This is a genomic window from Allobrachymonas chironomi DSM 19884 (genome assembly GCF_000374625.1).
Taxonomy (GTDB): domain Bacteria; phylum Pseudomonadota; class Gammaproteobacteria; order Burkholderiales; family Burkholderiaceae_C; genus Brachymonas; species Brachymonas chironomi.
This window is the reverse complement of sequence record NZ_KB894770.1, coordinates 1-12,992: the sequence shown is the minus strand read 5'-3', so window position 1 is coordinate 12,992 and position 12,992 is coordinate 1. Positions and strand designations below refer to the sequence as shown.

Genomic DNA, 12,992 nt, shown 5'->3' with positions numbered 1-12,992 from the left:
TCCGAACCCCGACATGCAGAACACAGATTTCCCCGGCAATCTCTATGTGGTAGCCGCCCCCAGCGGGGCCGGCAAGTCCAGCCTGGTACGCGCCCTGATGGAAGTGGACAGTGGCGTGCGCGCCTCCATTTCCCACACCACGCGCGCCCCGCGCGGTCAGGAAGTGGATGGCCGCGAATACCACTTTGTCGATACCGAACGCTTCGCGCAAATGGCTGCCGATGGCCAGTTCCTGGAATGGGCGCAAGTGCATGGCAACCGCTACGGCACCTCGCGCCAGGCCGTGATCGACCGTCTGGCCAAGGGCGAAGATGCCCTGCTCGAAATCGACTACCAGGGCGCCCTGCAGGTCAAGCAGATCTTCCCGCAGGCGGTGCTGGTTTTTGTCATGCCGCCCAGCTGGGAAGAATTGCGCGCCCGCCTGGAACGCCGGGGCGAAGACAGCACCGACACCATCGAGCAGCGCCTGCTCAATGCGCGCACCGAACTGGCGCAGGCGAAATCTTTCGATTACGTTATAATCAACGAATTGTTCGAGCGTGCACTTTTTGATCTCAAGACCATCGTGCACGCCCAGCGACTCAAGTACGCTTCGCAGCGCCGCGCCAAGGCTGATACCTTCGCCGCCCTGCACATCACCGATCCGGAGTAATCGCTTCATGGCACGCATCACCGCCGAGGACAGCCTCGAGAAAATCCCCAACCGTTTCCAGCTGGTACTGGCCGCCACCTACCGCGCCCGCATGCTGAGCCAGGGCCACGCCGCCAAGCTCGAAAGCCGCAACAAGCCGGCCGTGACCGCCCTGCGTGAAATCGCCGACGGCCACGTGGGCCTGGAAATGCTCAAGAAAGTGCCGACCTGATCCCCTCAGGTCCGACGCACCACAAGGCATCCGCTGAGATGCCTTTTTTGCGCCCGTTGAAAATATGCTGCAGCGCAACATTCCATTCGGTTAACCCTGAGCTTCATGACAGTCAGGTAACATCTCGGTTAACATGGAATGTCCTGCCTACGCTGAAAAATCGTGAGCCGAGACACCATGAATTCGCCTGCTGAAATTGCCTCTGCCGCCAGCTTTGCCGGCCTGCTCGAGAAACTGGATTACCTGCCACCCGATGAGGTGGTACAGGTTCGTAATGCCTACAAGTTCGCCGACCAGGCCCACCTGGGCGTGACGCGCAAGAGTGGCGAGCCCTACATCACCCACCCGATCGCGGTGGCCGCGCTGTGCGCCGAGTGGAAGCTCGATTCCAGCACGCTGATGGCTGCCCTGCTGCACGACACCATGGAAGACTGCGGTGTCACCAAGATCCAGATCACCGAGGATTTCAACGCCTCCGTGGCGCATCTGGTGGATGGCGTGACCAAGCTGGACAAGCTGCAGTTCAGCAGCCGTCAGGAAAACCAGGCCGAATCCTTCCGCAAGATGCTGCTGGCCATGGCCGACGATGTGCGCGTGATCCTGATCAAGCTGGCCGACCGCACGCACAACATGCGCACCATGGACGACATGAAGCGTGACGCGCAGATGCGCATCGCCACCGAGACACTGGAAATCTACGCGCCCATTGCCAACCGCATGGGCCTGAACAACACCTACCGCGAGCTGGAAGACCTCTCCTTCAAGTACCTGCATCCCTGGCGCTACCGCACGCTGAGCAAGGCGATCGAGCGCGCACGCAGCCGCCGCCGCCATCTGGTGCAGGAAGTGCAAGGTACGGTGGAAGCCGCCTTTGCCGCTGCCGGCCTGAATGCCCGCATCTTCACGCGCGAGAAAACCATCCTGTCCATCTACCGCAAGATGGACAAGAAAAAGCAGAGCTTTGCCCAGCTTTACGACATCTTCGGTTTCCGCATCATCGTGCCGACCAACTCCGACTGCTACCTGGCGCTCGGCATCCTGCATTCACTCTACAAGCCGATGCCGCAGCGCCTGAAGGATTTCATCGCGATCCCCAAGGACAACGGCTATCAGTCGCTGCATACCACCCTGGTCGGCCCGGCCGGCGTGCATATCGAATTCCAGATGCGCACCGAAGCGATGCACCTGGTGGCCGAAACCGGCGTCGCCGCGCACTGGCAGTACAAGAGCCCGGAGCAGGCAGCCCAGGCACAGCAGGACAAGGCGGCCGGCAAACCGGCCAACTGGCTGAAGAACCTGCTCGATATCCAGAAAGAAACGCTGGATTCGCATGAATTCCTGGACCACGTGCGCCTGAACGTGCTGCCCGACGACGTGTTCGTGTTCACGCCCAAGAACCGCATCATGTCACTGCCGCGTGGTGCCACCGTGATCGATTTTGCCTATGCCATCCACAGCGATGTGGGTGACCAGGCCGTCTCCTGCACCATCAACAACCGTGAGGCTCCGCTGCGCACCGAACTGGTCAGCGGCGACCGCGTGGAAGTGCATACCGAGGAAGGCTCCAAGCCGAACCCGGCCTGGCTGAGTTTTGTGCGCACGGCGCGTGCGCGTTCGCGCATCCGCAACCACCTGAAAGTGCAGTCACGCGAAGAAGCACGTTCGCTTGGTCTGCGCCTGCTGCAGCAGGCCTACCGTGCCGAGGGCCTGGAGCATCTGCCCGAGCCGGCCACACAGCAGGATGTCTGGGACAAGGTGCTGCAACAGGCCAACACCAAGAGCCTGGACGAGCTGCTGATCGATATTGGCCAGGGCAAGCGCATCACCAGCGTGGTGGCCAAGCACTTGGCGCAGCTGATGACAGAACTGGGCGAGCGCCCCGATGCGGTGCTGATGAGCATGCAGCGCTTTGGCGGCGAAGACCCGATGCTGCAGCAGGTGATCACGCTGGACGGCAGCGAGAAATCATCCGTGCAGTACGCCTCCTGCTGTCACCCGCTGCCGGGCGACGATATCGTCGGCTACCTGAGTCGCGGCGAAGGTCTGGTGGTGCACACTGCCGAATGCCCGAACGGCAAGCGCCTGCAGGTCAAGGACAGCGAGCGCTTCGTCCAGGTCGAATGGGCCGAGCACCTGCCGCAGCGCTTCCTGACCGCCATCACGGTGACCATCCACAACCGCGTCGGCTCGGTGGCCAACGTAACCAGCGCCATTGCCCAGGCCGATGCCAACATCGTCTATATCAGCATGTCCGACGACATCCAACAGGAAGTAATGGACTTGCGCCTGATCCTGCAGGTGCGCGACCGCGTGCACCTGGCGCGCGTGATGCGTGCCGTGCGCCGGCTGCCGGCGACGATCCGGGCTACGCGGGTGAAGTCGGCCTGACACTGCTGACAGCGCCAGGACGGTACCGCGCCAGCCGGTTGTCAGCCGCGCCCGGATCAGCGGCTCGGGCTGTAAATCACCGGCTTGCCTTCGTCTTCCACCACTTGATAGCGGTCATCGCCCAGGCCGGTGATGACAAAGACCTTCTTGTCCTTTTCGCCGGAATAGACCGGCAGGCCGTTTTCTTCAGCCACCTTGCTCAGCTCGATCTCGGTGCCATCGCTTTTCTGCAGTTTGGCAAAGTGCTGCTCATCCTTGAGCTGTTCGTCGTGGACCGTGATCAGCTGCAGCGTCAGCTTGTCGCCATCCTGGCTGGACAGCTCCAGGATGCTGGGCAGATCGTCGGAGCCGACATGCAGTTCGGCTTCCGAGGCTGCGCTCAACGGGCTGCTGGCGGTATCCACGGCGGCAGAAGCCGGCACGGAGGCCGCCTCTGCCGGGGCCGAAGCTGCCGGAGCCGTGCCGGAAGTGTTCTGTCCACAGGCGGCCAGCACGGCGGCCATCAGGGCGGGCAGCAGGAAGCGGACGGGAGCGTTCATCACAAAATCACCTTTCTACAACATATGGATATGACGATGCCAGTCGTTACCAACGGCTGGCATTGCCCTGACTATGGCACGGACAGCGCCGGGGCTGCAAGCAGATGCAACAGCAGCCCCAGCGGACACGCGGCTGCGTAACCTGCACTTGCAGATTGGGGGCGCAGTTCACGTTTCCGCGGCCGGGGCCGGATACTGCACGTCGATCACCTCGATCTCCTGCACGCCAGCCGGCGTGCGCAACTGCACGCTGTCACCCACGCGGGCACGCAACAAGGCGCGTGCGATCGGCGCTACCCAGCTGACCTGGCCCTGCAGGTTGTCGACCTCGTCCACGCCGAGGATGGTGATGGTGTTTTCTGCGCCCTCTTCATCCGCATAGGTGACGGTGGCGCCAAAGAACACCTGGTCACCACCATGGTGCACGCTGGGATCGGCCACTTCGGCACGTTCGAGCCGGCGCGTCAGGAAACGGATGCGACGGTCGATCTCGCGCAGGCGCTTCTTGCCATAGAGGTAATCGCCGTTTTCCGAGCGGTCGCCATTGCTCGCGGCCCAGTGCACGATATCGACGACCTTCGGGCGCTCTTCGTCGATCAGCTGCATCAGTTCGGCTCGTAGCCGGGCATAGCCTTGCGGCGTCATGTAGTTCTTGATGCCGGCCGGCAACGCTGGCAGCGCATCGTCCTGGTCGTCATCGTCGTCGCGATCGGTTTCGCGCGTGAAAGCCTTGCTCATGTCTATCAATAGTCCGTCAAATCAACCATTCATCCCGATCAGGATCAAAGAATGAAAGGACGACCGGTTACTGGCGTGCTGGCCACCGCCATGGCTTGCGGCTGGATGATGCCAGCCTCGAAGCCGGCACGGCCTGCGGCCACCGCGTCGCGGAAGCCAGCCGCCATCTTCACCGGGTCATGTGCCTGCGCCACGGCGGAGTTGAGCAGCACGGCGTCGTAGCCCAGTTCCATCGCCTGCGCGGCGTGCGAAGGAGCGCCGATGCCGGCATCGACCACCAGCGGTACATCCGGCAAGCGTGCACGCAGCGTGCGCAAGGCCCAGGGGTTGATCAGGCCCTGGCCGGAACCGATCGGCGCGCCCCAGGGCATCAGGATGCGGCAGCCGACGTCGAGCAGGCGCTGGCAGCTGACCAGATCATCGGTGCAGTACGGGAAGACTTCGAAACCATTGCGCACCAGCTCCTCGGCCGCCTGCACCAGCTCCCAGGGATCGGGTTGCAGCGTCTGCTCGTCGCCAATCACCTCGAGCTTGATCCAGTGCGTGCCCAGCAGTTCGCGCGACATCATCGCCAGCGTGACAGCCTCGCGCGCGCTGCGGCAACCGGCGGTATTCGGCAGCAGATGCACGCCGGTGCTGCGCACGACATCGACAAAGCCGTTGTCGGACTGGGCATTGCGGTCAATGCCGAGCTGGCGGCGCAGCCCCAGCGTCACTACCTGTGCGCCCGATGCCAGGATCGACTGGCGCAGCACTTCGGGGGATGGGTAGCCGGCGCTACCCAGGAAAAAACGGCTTTCCAGCGTCACATCGCCTATCTGCCAGCTCATGGCTCAACCTCCCACAATCGCCTGGAAGCAGGTCACGGCATCGCCGGGCTGCAGGAGGTGTGCCGGGCGCGCATCGCGTGCCACGAAGCTGCCGTTGACGGCAGTGGCGTGACTGGCCGGATCCAGCCCGCGCGCCAGCAGCAGGTCCTGCAGCGTGCTGCCGGCCGGCAGGCTGAGCGGCTCGCCATTGAGCTGCAGCTGCAACGTGGCAGCGGCATCCGGAATCTGGGGGGACAGGGAAGGGGCAGTCATGCAGGGAATCCTGTAGGCAAAAGCGAATGATAGCGCCAGCCGCAAGACTGGCAGGCAATACCCATGGCATGGGGGCAATAGCGGCAAAAGCAAGCGCGCCGGGCTGGGGGATAGCCCCAGCTATGACCGGCCGATGGAATCTGCCTACAATGGCACATCTGCTCCGGGGTGTGTGCCTATCGCTGATACCGATAGGCAGGCTGAGATGGCTGACAGGCCGAACCCGCGAACTTGACCCGGCTCATACCGGCGTAAGAAGAGCAAGCTGCCCTCCCCTTGCCTTGGCAAGGCGCGCCCCGCGCGAACATCTGGCCAGCCCTCCGGAGCACTGTTTTACCCTCTGGAGACCCGCCATGAACGCGCCCGATACCATCCCCCAGCCCCCGGCAGACCTGAACCAGCTGCTCACCCTGACGCGTGACCCGCTGCCTGCCTCGCGCAAGGTCCTGCAGGCCGGCCAGCAACCCGGCGTGGCCGTGCCCATGCGCGAAATCGCGCTGACCAATGGCGAGCTCGTCACCGTCTACGACACCTCCGGCCCCTACACCGACCCGCAGGCGCAGATCGACGTGCGCCACGGCCTGCCGGCGCTGCGCCAGCAGTGGATCGAGGCCCGTGGCGACACCGAAAGCTACGAAGGCCGCCTGCACCACATCCTGGACGATGGCGGCAAGCTGGACGAACGCGATGCCGAGCGCATCGAGGTGCTGCGCCGTGAAGCCGCGGCACTGCAGCGCCAGCCGCGCCGCGCCAAGGCCGGCGGCAACGTGACGCAGATGCACTATGCGCGCCAGGGCATCATCACGCCCGAGATGGAATTCATCGCGATCCGCGAAAACGGCAAGCGCGAGTGGATGGCCGAGTACCAGTCCGACCTGAACCGCGAAATGCGCCTGAAGGGCAACGGCCTGGGTGCCAGCATCCCGAAGATCATCACGCCCGAATTCGTGCGTGACGAGGTGGCCCGTGGCCGCGCCATCATCCCGGCCAACATCAACCACCCGGAAATCGAGCCGATGATCATCGGCCGCAACTTCCTGACCAAGATCAACGCCAACATCGGCAACTCCGCCGTGACTTCCAGCATCGAGGAAGAAGTGGAGAAGCTGGTCTGGTCGATCCGCTGGGGTGCCGACACCGTGATGGACCTGTCCACCGGCAAGAACATCCACACCACGCGGGACTGGATCATCCGCAACAGCCCGGTGCCGATCGGTACCGTGCCGATCTACCAGGCGCTGGAAAAGGTCGGCGGCATTGCCGAAGACCTGACCTGGGACATCTACCGCGATGTGCTGATCGAGCAGGCTGAACAAGGCGTGGACTACTTCACCATCCACGCCGGCGTGCGCCTGCCCTATATCCACCTGACGGCGAATCGCCGTACCGGCATTGTCAGCCGCGGCGGCTCTATCCTGGCCAAGTGGTGCATTGCCCACCACAAGGAAAACTTCCTGTACACGCATTTCGAAGAGATCTGCGAGATCATGAAGGCCTATGACGTGAGCTTCAGCCTGGGCGACGGCCTGCGCCCCGGCTCCAACGACGACGCCAACGACGAAGCGCAGTTTGCCGAACTGCGCACGCTGGGCGAGCTGACGCAGATCGCCTGGAAGCACGACGTGCAGACCATGATCGAAGGCCCGGGCCACGTGCCGATGCACATGATCCAGGCCAACATGGAAGAGCAGCTCAAGCATTGCCACGAGGCGCCCTTCTACACCCTGGGCCCGCTGACGATCGACATTGCGCCGGGCTACGATCACATCACCAGCGCGATTGGCGCGGCGATGATCGGCTGGATGGGCACCGCCATGCTGTGCTACGTAACGCCCAAGGAGCACCTGGGCCTGCCGGACCGCAATGACGTGAAGCAGGGCATCATCGCCTACAAGATTGCCGCGCACGCCTCCGATCTGGCCAAGGGCCATCCGGGTGCCCGCGCGCGCGACTCGGCGATCAGCAAGGCACGCTTCGAATTCCGCTGGATGGACCAGTTCAACCTGAGCCTGGACCCGGATACGGCACTCGCCTTCCACGACGAGACGCTGCCCAAGGACAGCAGCAAGGTGGCGCACTTCTGCTCCATGTGCGGTCCCAAGTTCTGCAGCATGAAGATTTCCCAGGAAGTGCGCGATTACGCCGCCCTGAAGGAAGAACAGGAAAAAGGCATGGCCGAAAAGAGTGCCGAGTTCAAGGCCGGTGGCGGCGAGATCTACGTACCGGTAGACGCCCAGCAAGGCTGATAAGTCGCAAGGCAGGTGCAACCCACCTGCCTTTTTTGTGGCTTTTACTATATACTTTGATAAATTATTTCCCTTCTAGGAGAACGCTATGAACGTCGGTGGTATTGATCGCATCCTGCGCATCGTGGTTGGTCTGGCCCTGATCCTGGGTGCGCCCCAGCTGCTGGGCTATGTCGGCAGCAACTGGGCCTGGATTGGCCTGCTGCCGCTGCTGACCGGCCTGTTCCGCTTCTGCCCGGCCTACAAGCTGATCGGCGCCAACACCTGCCCGATGAAGAAGTAATCCGGTCATCCAGGAGGTCCCCCATGAGCATCCCCGAGTACAAGAGCCATATCAAGGACATCTCGGCCGGCCTGGCCACCATGCGTGCCGACCAGCCGGACCTGATGAAGGCATTCAACGAGATGGCCGCTGCCGCCACGCGTGACGGTGCCCTGAGCGAAAAGCAGAAGGAACTGATCGCGCTGGCACTCGGCGTGGCCTCGCACTGCGATGCCTGCATCGGCTTCCACATGAAGGCGCTGGTGCGCCTGGGTGCCACGCTGCCGGAAATCGAGGAAACGCTGGGCATGTGCGTCTACATGGGCGGCGGCCCGTCCCTGATGTACGCATCCAACGCGCTGGCCGCCTACAAGGAATTCACGGCTCAGGCTTGATCCCCTCTGCTGGCAGCTTAGTCTGCGAGCATTCCGGCCTGCGGTGCTGTTGCCCGCAGGCCGTTTTTTATGGCTGGCGTGGTGTTTTCTTGCCCTTGGACAAGACGCGGCGCATCCTGCTTGGGATAATCCCCGGCATGCAAACGAATCACACCGCCCCGCTGTCCGCCGCCTCCTCTTCCGCCACGCTGCAGGTACCTGCGCGCATCGGCATTGCCGGGGCCGGCGTACTGGGACGGCTGCTGGCCTGGCAGCTGGCCGCTGCTGGCCATCAGGTCACGGTATTCGACCCGGCCTGCGGACCGGCACCGGACTACGACCAGCCACGTGCGGCAGGCTTTACCGCCGCCGGCATGCTGAGCCCGCTGGCCGAGCTGGAGTGTGCCAACTGGGCGCTGGCCGATCTGGGTTGGCGCAGCATCCGCCTGTGGCAACAGGTGGTGGAGCAGCTGGCTACGCACGGACAATCTGTCTTTTTTGCACAACGCGGCAGCCTGCTGCTGGCGCACGGCACCGACATGGGCGCGGCGCAGCGCATGCTGGGCGGGCTGCAGAGCAAGGCGCCCGCCGGTCAGCAGACGCCACTGGCCACGCCGCTGACTGCCGCCGAGCTGCAGGCGCTGGAGCCAGGCATTGCCCGCCAGCTGCGCGGCTGGATGCTGAAGCAGGAAGGACAGATCCATACCGTCGAGGCGCTGCTGGGTCTGGCCCATGCGGCCGCCGCGCTGGGAGCGGATTTCCGCTGGGGTACAACAGCGCACCAGATCGATGCGCACCAGATCGATGGCGAACGCTTTGACTGGGTATTTGACGTGCGCGGACTGGGCGCACGTGAGGACAACCGCGGCACAGGCAACACGGGCACAGCCGATGCGCACTTTGTCCAGCCGCTGCCGGCCGACAGCGCCCTGCCCGACCAGCGCACGCGCGGCGTGCGTGGCGAGGTGTTCTGGCTGCATGCCCCGGGTGTGGAACTGCACCGCCCGGTGCGCCTGATGCACCCGCGCCACCGCGTCTATGTGGTGCCGCGCCCCGGCGACCTGATCGTGGTGGGTGCCAGCGAAATCGAGAGCGAAGACCGCAGCCCGGTCAGCCTGCGCAGCACGGTGGAACTGCTCGCAGCAGCGCATGCGGTGCTGCCCGAGCTGACCGAAGCCCGCGTGATCCATACGGAAAGCAATCTGCGCCCGGCCCTGCCGGACAACATGCCGCTGATCCAGGTGACCGATGGCCTGACCCGCATCAATGGCCTGTTCCGCCATGGCTGGCTGATTGCGCCAGCGCTGGTGGAAAACGCGCTGCAGGCCAGCGACATGGCAACCAGCCGCTGACGACTCAGGCCGTACGCGGCCCGAACATGATCACCAGCATGCCAGCCAGACACAGGCCGATACCCGCCCAGTCTGTCCATGCCGGTCGGATGCCGTCGACCTGCCACAGCCAGAGCAGCGCCACACTGATGTAAACGCCACCATAGGCTGCATAGACACGGCCAGAGGCTTGCGGATGCAACGTCAGCAGCCAGGCAAAAAGTGCCAGGCTCAAGGCGGCCGGCAACAGCAGCCAGGCGGTATGCCCCTGGCGCAGCCAGAGCCAGGGCAGATAGCAGCCAACGATTTCTACCACGGCGGTGGCGGCAAACAGGCCCAGGGTTTTCAGAAACTCCATGACCAGCCCTCAGGCGACATCGGCCTGCAAGGGGTAGCGCACCGGCTCCTGCTGCGACTCTTCCCGTACCGCAGCCACGCGCTGTACAAAGCGCTCCGGCTCGGACAGAAAACCATCCTCATAGGCCACCACGCGCCATTCCGGGCCGGCCTCGCGCAGCACCTGCAGCAACTCTCCGGGCTGCAACAGGAAATCCGGACTGGATGGACGACCCACGCTGGCGTTACCGTGGGCAAAGGTTTCGTACAACAGCACCCCGCCCGGCTGCACGCTGGCCAGCAGAGCGGGAAACAAGGGCCGCCACAGGTAGTTGGTCACCACCACAGCGGCAAACTGCCGCCCCGGCAAGGGCCAGGGGCTGCCCTCTTCCAGATCAGCGTGCAGGGTCTGGCCCCACTGCTGCGCGCTTTGCAGCGCCTCGGCATCACGGTCCACGCCCAGCACGGCATGGCCCTGGCTGGCGAGCCACTGCATGTGGCGGCCACGACCACAGGCCAGATCAAGTACGCTGCTGCCAGCAGGTATCAGCGGGGTGAAACGGCGAATCCAGGGCGAAACCTGGGAAGTGGCATGGGGCATGGCGATCAGCGGGAGTGGATGACAAGCCTCTACTGTACCCGTGCGCGGCCTCAGACCTTGACGTTCACGATGGTCGCCTGCATCAATGCCACCACCTTGCTGGTATCACCGGTAAACGCATGCACTTCGCCGGTGCAGACAGTGAGCATCTTGCCGGCATTCTGCACTTTGCCAATGGCCACAAAGCGGTCGCCGATGGCCGGGCGCAGCAGGTTGATCTTGAATTCGGCGGTGACCACTTCGCAGCCTTCGGGAGCCTTGGTCAGGCCGGCGTAGCCACAGGCACTGTCCACGATGCTGGTCACGGCGCCAGCGTGGATAAAGCCCTGCTGCTGCGACAGGTGCTTGCTGTAGGGCATGGCAATATGGACTTCGCCCTCGCGTACCAGCACCAGTTCGGCACCGAGTGTGGTCATCAGGCCCTGTTTCTGGAAGCTGTCGGCAATACGCTGTTCGATCGGGTTCATGGCGGATGCGGGTTGGTCAAAAGCTCCCATGCTAGTTGCCTCTTACGTCAACGCGACTCCTGATTTTCCACTACAGCAGGCTGACCAGTTCCCGCGTCAGCTCGGCAGCAGGAATCGGCTTGCAAGCACTGGCATTCTGGCCCGACCACAGCGGCGTGAAATCGTGGCTGCCCTGGCTTTCGGCCCTGGTACGCAGCGGTGCCGAAGCGGCGGTAGCGAGCGGAAAGGCTGGCGCCAGCGGGTTCATGGGCCCCAAATCACGCACCATGCGGTTGACCATGCCGCGCGCCGGCCGGCCCGAAAAGATATTGGTCAGCACGGTATGGCGGGCCAGCGGACTTTGCAGCGCGGCGCGGTGCAGTGCGCTGGTGCTGGCTTCGGGACACAGCAGATAGGCCGTGCCCAGCTGCACCGCCGCCGCACCCATGTCCAGCGCGGCTTTCACGCCGCGGGCATCGGCAATGCCGCCGGCGGCAATCACCGGTACCCGCACGGCATCCAGCACCTGTGGCAGCAACGCCATGGTGCCGATCTGGGTCGTGATGTCATCGCTCAGGAACATGCCGCGATGCCCTCCCGCCTCCACGCCTTGCGCGATGATGGCATCTACGCCTTGTGCTTCCAGCCATAGCGCTTCCTCTACCGTGGTGGCCGAGGACAGGATTTTTGCGCCGCAACTGCGCACCTGCTCCAGCAGGCCAGTATCGGGCAGGCCGAAGTGGAAGCTCACCACTTGCGGCCGCCAGGCACAGACGATATCGGCCGTGGCCTGGTCAAACGGCCGGCGCAAGGGCCCGCCTGCTGCGGGTTCCACGTCCAGCTCACGGTAGTAGCGACCGAACAGCCCCTGCCAGGCCCGCGCCCGCGCGGGGTCCGGCACCGGCATCTGGTGGCTGAAAAAATTCAGGTTGACCGGGCGATCGGTCTGGCGGCGAATGGTGTCCAGCTCCTGCTGCAGTGCCTCTGCGCCGAGCATGGCGCACGGCAGCGAGCCCAGACCGCCCGCGTTGGACACGGCTATGGCCAGGGCACTGCCCTGGACGCCGGCCATGGGAGCCTGGATGATGGGGAGCTGAAGCTCTGGCAGGAAGGGTATGGACATGATGCTTCCCGCTTACTCCACCACCACCGCCGTTCCGCTGGCAGACACCATCAGCATGCCATTGCCCTGCCCCAGCACCTCATAATCCAGATCGATGCCGACCACGGCGTTGGCCCCCAGCGCCTGGGCATTCTGCTGCAATTCCAGCATGGCAATGTCACGCGCCTTCTGCAGCTCACGCTCGTACATGCCGGAGCGGCCTCCAACAATGTCGCGCAGGCCGGCAAACAGGTCCTTGAACACGTTGGCACCGAGAATGGCCTCGCCGGCCACCACGCCGCAGTAGCGGGTGATGCGCTTGCCTTCGATGCTGGGGGTGGTGGTCACGATCATGTGGCTGCTCCTTGTTTCGGGGTGGGTGATGGGAGCACTATAACCGGGCAGGTTGACCTGAACCGCCCCGGGTTTCGAGGAGGCTGGTTGGTTTAAGTGGACACCTCTGCCAAGGTGTTGCTGTCGGCAAGTTGCCTCCAGTAGTTTGCCTCAGCTTCTGCCGGCGGGATACCCCCGATCGGCGTGAGCAGTCGGACGTGGTTGAACCAGTGCACCCATTGCAGGGTCGCCAGTTCCACGGCTTCCCTGGTCTTCCAGGGGCCCCGGCGATGAATCAGTTCGGCCTTGTATAGCCCGTTGATGGTCTCGGCCAGCGCGTTGTCGTAGCTG

The 12,992-nt window shown here is 63.9% G+C and carries 17 protein-coding genes and 1 riboswitch; of the genes, 7 read left to right on the top strand and 10 right to left on the bottom strand.

Annotated elements, in window-relative coordinates; translation table 11 throughout:
- Positions 1–13 precede the first annotated feature (13 nt).
- From gmk to C513_RS12980, 3 genes are all read left to right on the top strand, one after another.
- Entirely contained in the window at positions 14–652 is a 639-nt protein-coding gene (gene gmk, locus C513_RS0107630; protein WP_018715456.1) for a guanylate kinase, read from the top strand.
- Positions 653–659: 7 nt separating this feature from the next.
- Positions 660–863, top strand: coding sequence for a DNA-directed RNA polymerase subunit omega (gene rpoZ, locus C513_RS0107625; protein WP_018715455.1), 204 nt, complete (start codon positions 660–662; stop codon positions 861–863).
- 177 nt (positions 864–1,040) lie between these two features.
- Entirely contained in the window at positions 1,041–3,251 is a 2,211-nt protein-coding gene (locus C513_RS12980) for a RelA/SpoT family protein (protein WP_018715454.1), read from the top strand.
- A gap of 56 nt (positions 3,252–3,307) precedes the next feature.
- Here the strand turns inward: C513_RS12980 and C513_RS12975 are convergent, their stop codons facing one another.
- From C513_RS12975 to thiS, 4 genes are all read right to left on the bottom strand, one after another.
- Positions 3,308–3,790: a hypothetical protein gene (locus C513_RS12975; RefSeq protein ID WP_018715453.1), complete on the bottom strand. Its 483-nt coding sequence runs from the start codon at positions 3,788–3,790 to the stop codon at positions 3,308–3,310.
- Between the two features lie 168 nt (positions 3,791–3,958).
- Positions 3,959–4,528 carry a transcription elongation factor GreB gene (greB, locus tag C513_RS0107610; RefSeq protein ID WP_018715452.1) on the bottom strand — a complete coding sequence of 190 codons (570 nt, stop codon included), beginning with the start codon at positions 4,526–4,528 and terminating at the stop codon, positions 3,959–3,961.
- Positions 4,529–4,572: 44 nt separating this feature from the next.
- Entirely contained in the window at positions 4,573–5,358 is a 786-nt protein-coding gene (locus C513_RS0107605) for a thiazole synthase (RefSeq protein WP_018715451.1), read from the bottom strand.
- A 3-nt stretch (positions 5,359–5,361) separates the two neighbouring features.
- Positions 5,362–5,610, bottom strand: coding sequence for a sulfur carrier protein ThiS (gene thiS / locus C513_RS0107600; RefSeq protein WP_018715450.1), 249 nt, complete (start codon positions 5,608–5,610; stop codon positions 5,362–5,364).
- 154 nt (positions 5,611–5,764) lie between these two features.
- Positions 5,765–5,885: riboswitch (TPP riboswitch) on the top strand.
- A gap of 78 nt (positions 5,886–5,963) precedes the next feature.
- Here thiS and thiC point away from each other — a divergent pair.
- The 4 genes from thiC (at position 5,964) to C513_RS0107580 (ending at position 9,844) form a co-directional block, all read left to right on the top strand.
- A complete protein-coding gene (thiC, locus tag C513_RS0107595; protein ID WP_018715449.1) occupies positions 5,964–7,856 on the top strand; it encodes a phosphomethylpyrimidine synthase ThiC in 1,893 nt (630 codons plus the stop codon).
- Positions 7,857–7,944: 88 nt separating this feature from the next.
- The gene (locus C513_RS0107590) at positions 7,945–8,139 is read left to right on the top strand and encodes a YgaP family membrane protein (protein ID WP_018715448.1); all 195 of its coding nucleotides are present in this window, start codon (positions 7,945–7,947) and stop codon (positions 8,137–8,139) included.
- 23 nt (positions 8,140–8,162) lie between these two features.
- Positions 8,163–8,513 (top strand): carboxymuconolactone decarboxylase family protein, encoded by a 351-nt coding sequence (locus C513_RS0107585; protein ID WP_018715447.1) that lies wholly within the window; start codon positions 8,163–8,165, stop codon positions 8,511–8,513.
- Positions 8,514–8,650: 137 nt separating this feature from the next.
- On the top strand, positions 8,651–9,844 hold the full coding sequence (locus tag C513_RS0107580; protein ID WP_018715446.1) for an FAD-dependent oxidoreductase: 1,194 nt from the start codon (positions 8,651–8,653) through the stop codon (positions 9,842–9,844).
- Positions 9,845–9,848: 4 nt separating this feature from the next.
- Here the strand turns inward: C513_RS0107580 and C513_RS0107575 are convergent, their stop codons facing one another.
- The 6 genes from C513_RS0107575 to C513_RS0107550 form a co-directional block, all read right to left on the bottom strand.
- Positions 9,849–10,181 carry a YnfA family protein gene (locus tag C513_RS0107575; RefSeq protein WP_018715445.1) on the bottom strand — a complete coding sequence of 111 codons (333 nt, stop codon included), beginning with the start codon at positions 10,179–10,181 and terminating at the stop codon, positions 9,849–9,851.
- Between the two features lie 9 nt (positions 10,182–10,190).
- Positions 10,191–10,760, bottom strand: a complete 570-nt coding sequence (locus C513_RS0107570) for a class I SAM-dependent methyltransferase (RefSeq protein ID WP_033394958.1) — start codon at positions 10,758–10,760, stop codon at positions 10,191–10,193.
- A 50-nt stretch (positions 10,761–10,810) separates the two neighbouring features.
- Entirely contained in the window at positions 10,811–11,227 is a 417-nt protein-coding gene (locus C513_RS0107565) for a PaaI family thioesterase (RefSeq protein ID WP_018715443.1), read from the bottom strand.
- Between the two features lie 70 nt (positions 11,228–11,297).
- Complete coding sequence (locus tag C513_RS0107560; protein WP_026320660.1) at positions 11,298–12,329, bottom strand: NAD(P)H-dependent flavin oxidoreductase; 1,032 nt, start codon at positions 12,327–12,329, stop codon at positions 11,298–11,300.
- A gap of 12 nt (positions 12,330–12,341) precedes the next feature.
- On the bottom strand, positions 12,342–12,662 hold the full coding sequence (locus C513_RS0107555; protein ID WP_018715441.1) for a heavy metal-binding domain-containing protein: 321 nt from the start codon (positions 12,660–12,662) through the stop codon (positions 12,342–12,344).
- Positions 12,663–12,754: 92 nt separating this feature from the next.
- The coding region (locus tag C513_RS0107550) for an integrase core domain-containing protein (protein WP_018715440.1) at positions 12,755–12,992 on the bottom strand (238 nt) is incomplete at its 5' end.

Bases quoted from the DNA above. Each gene is read 5' to 3' on its own strand.
- C513_RS0107570 (WP_033394958.1), bottom strand. From the start codon at position 10,760: ATGCCCCATGCCACTTCCCAGGTTTCGCCCTGGATTCGCCGTTTCACC.
- C513_RS0107560 (WP_026320660.1), bottom strand. From the start codon at position 12,329: ATGTCCATACCCTTCCTGCCAGAGCTTCAGCTCCCCATCATCCAGGCT.
- greB (WP_018715452.1), bottom strand. From the start codon at position 4,528: ATGAGCAAGGCTTTCACGCGCGAAACCGATCGCGACGACGATGACGAC.
- C513_RS0107575 (WP_018715445.1), bottom strand. From the start codon at position 10,181: ATGGAGTTTCTGAAAACCCTGGGCCTGTTTGCCGCCACCGCCGTGGTA.
- rpoZ (WP_018715455.1), top strand. From the start codon at position 660: ATGGCACGCATCACCGCCGAGGACAGCCTCGAGAAAATCCCCAACCGT.
- C513_RS0107580 (WP_018715446.1), top strand. From the start codon at position 8,651: ATGCAAACGAATCACACCGCCCCGCTGTCCGCCGCCTCCTCTTCCGCC.
- C513_RS0107585 (WP_018715447.1), top strand. From the start codon at position 8,163: ATGAGCATCCCCGAGTACAAGAGCCATATCAAGGACATCTCGGCCGGC.
- C513_RS12975 (WP_018715453.1), bottom strand. From the start codon at position 3,790: ATGAACGCTCCCGTCCGCTTCCTGCTGCCCGCCCTGATGGCCGCCGTG.
- C513_RS0107590 (WP_018715448.1), top strand. From the start codon at position 7,945: ATGAACGTCGGTGGTATTGATCGCATCCTGCGCATCGTGGTTGGTCTG.
- C513_RS0107605 (WP_018715451.1), bottom strand. From the start codon at position 5,358: ATGAGCTGGCAGATAGGCGATGTGACGCTGGAAAGCCGTTTTTTCCTG.
- thiS (WP_018715450.1), bottom strand. From the start codon at position 5,610: ATGACTGCCCCTTCCCTGTCCCCCCAGATTCCGGATGCCGCTGCCACG.
- C513_RS0107565 (WP_018715443.1), bottom strand. From the start codon at position 11,227: ATGAACCCGATCGAACAGCGTATTGCCGACAGCTTCCAGAAACAGGGC.
- C513_RS0107555 (WP_018715441.1), bottom strand. From the start codon at position 12,662: ATGATCGTGACCACCACCCCCAGCATCGAAGGCAAGCGCATCACCCGC.
- C513_RS12980 (WP_018715454.1), top strand. From the start codon at position 1,041: ATGAATTCGCCTGCTGAAATTGCCTCTGCCGCCAGCTTTGCCGGCCTG.
- gmk (WP_018715456.1), top strand. From the start codon at position 14: ATGCAGAACACAGATTTCCCCGGCAATCTCTATGTGGTAGCCGCCCCC.
- thiC (WP_018715449.1), top strand. From the start codon at position 5,964: ATGAACGCGCCCGATACCATCCCCCAGCCCCCGGCAGACCTGAACCAG.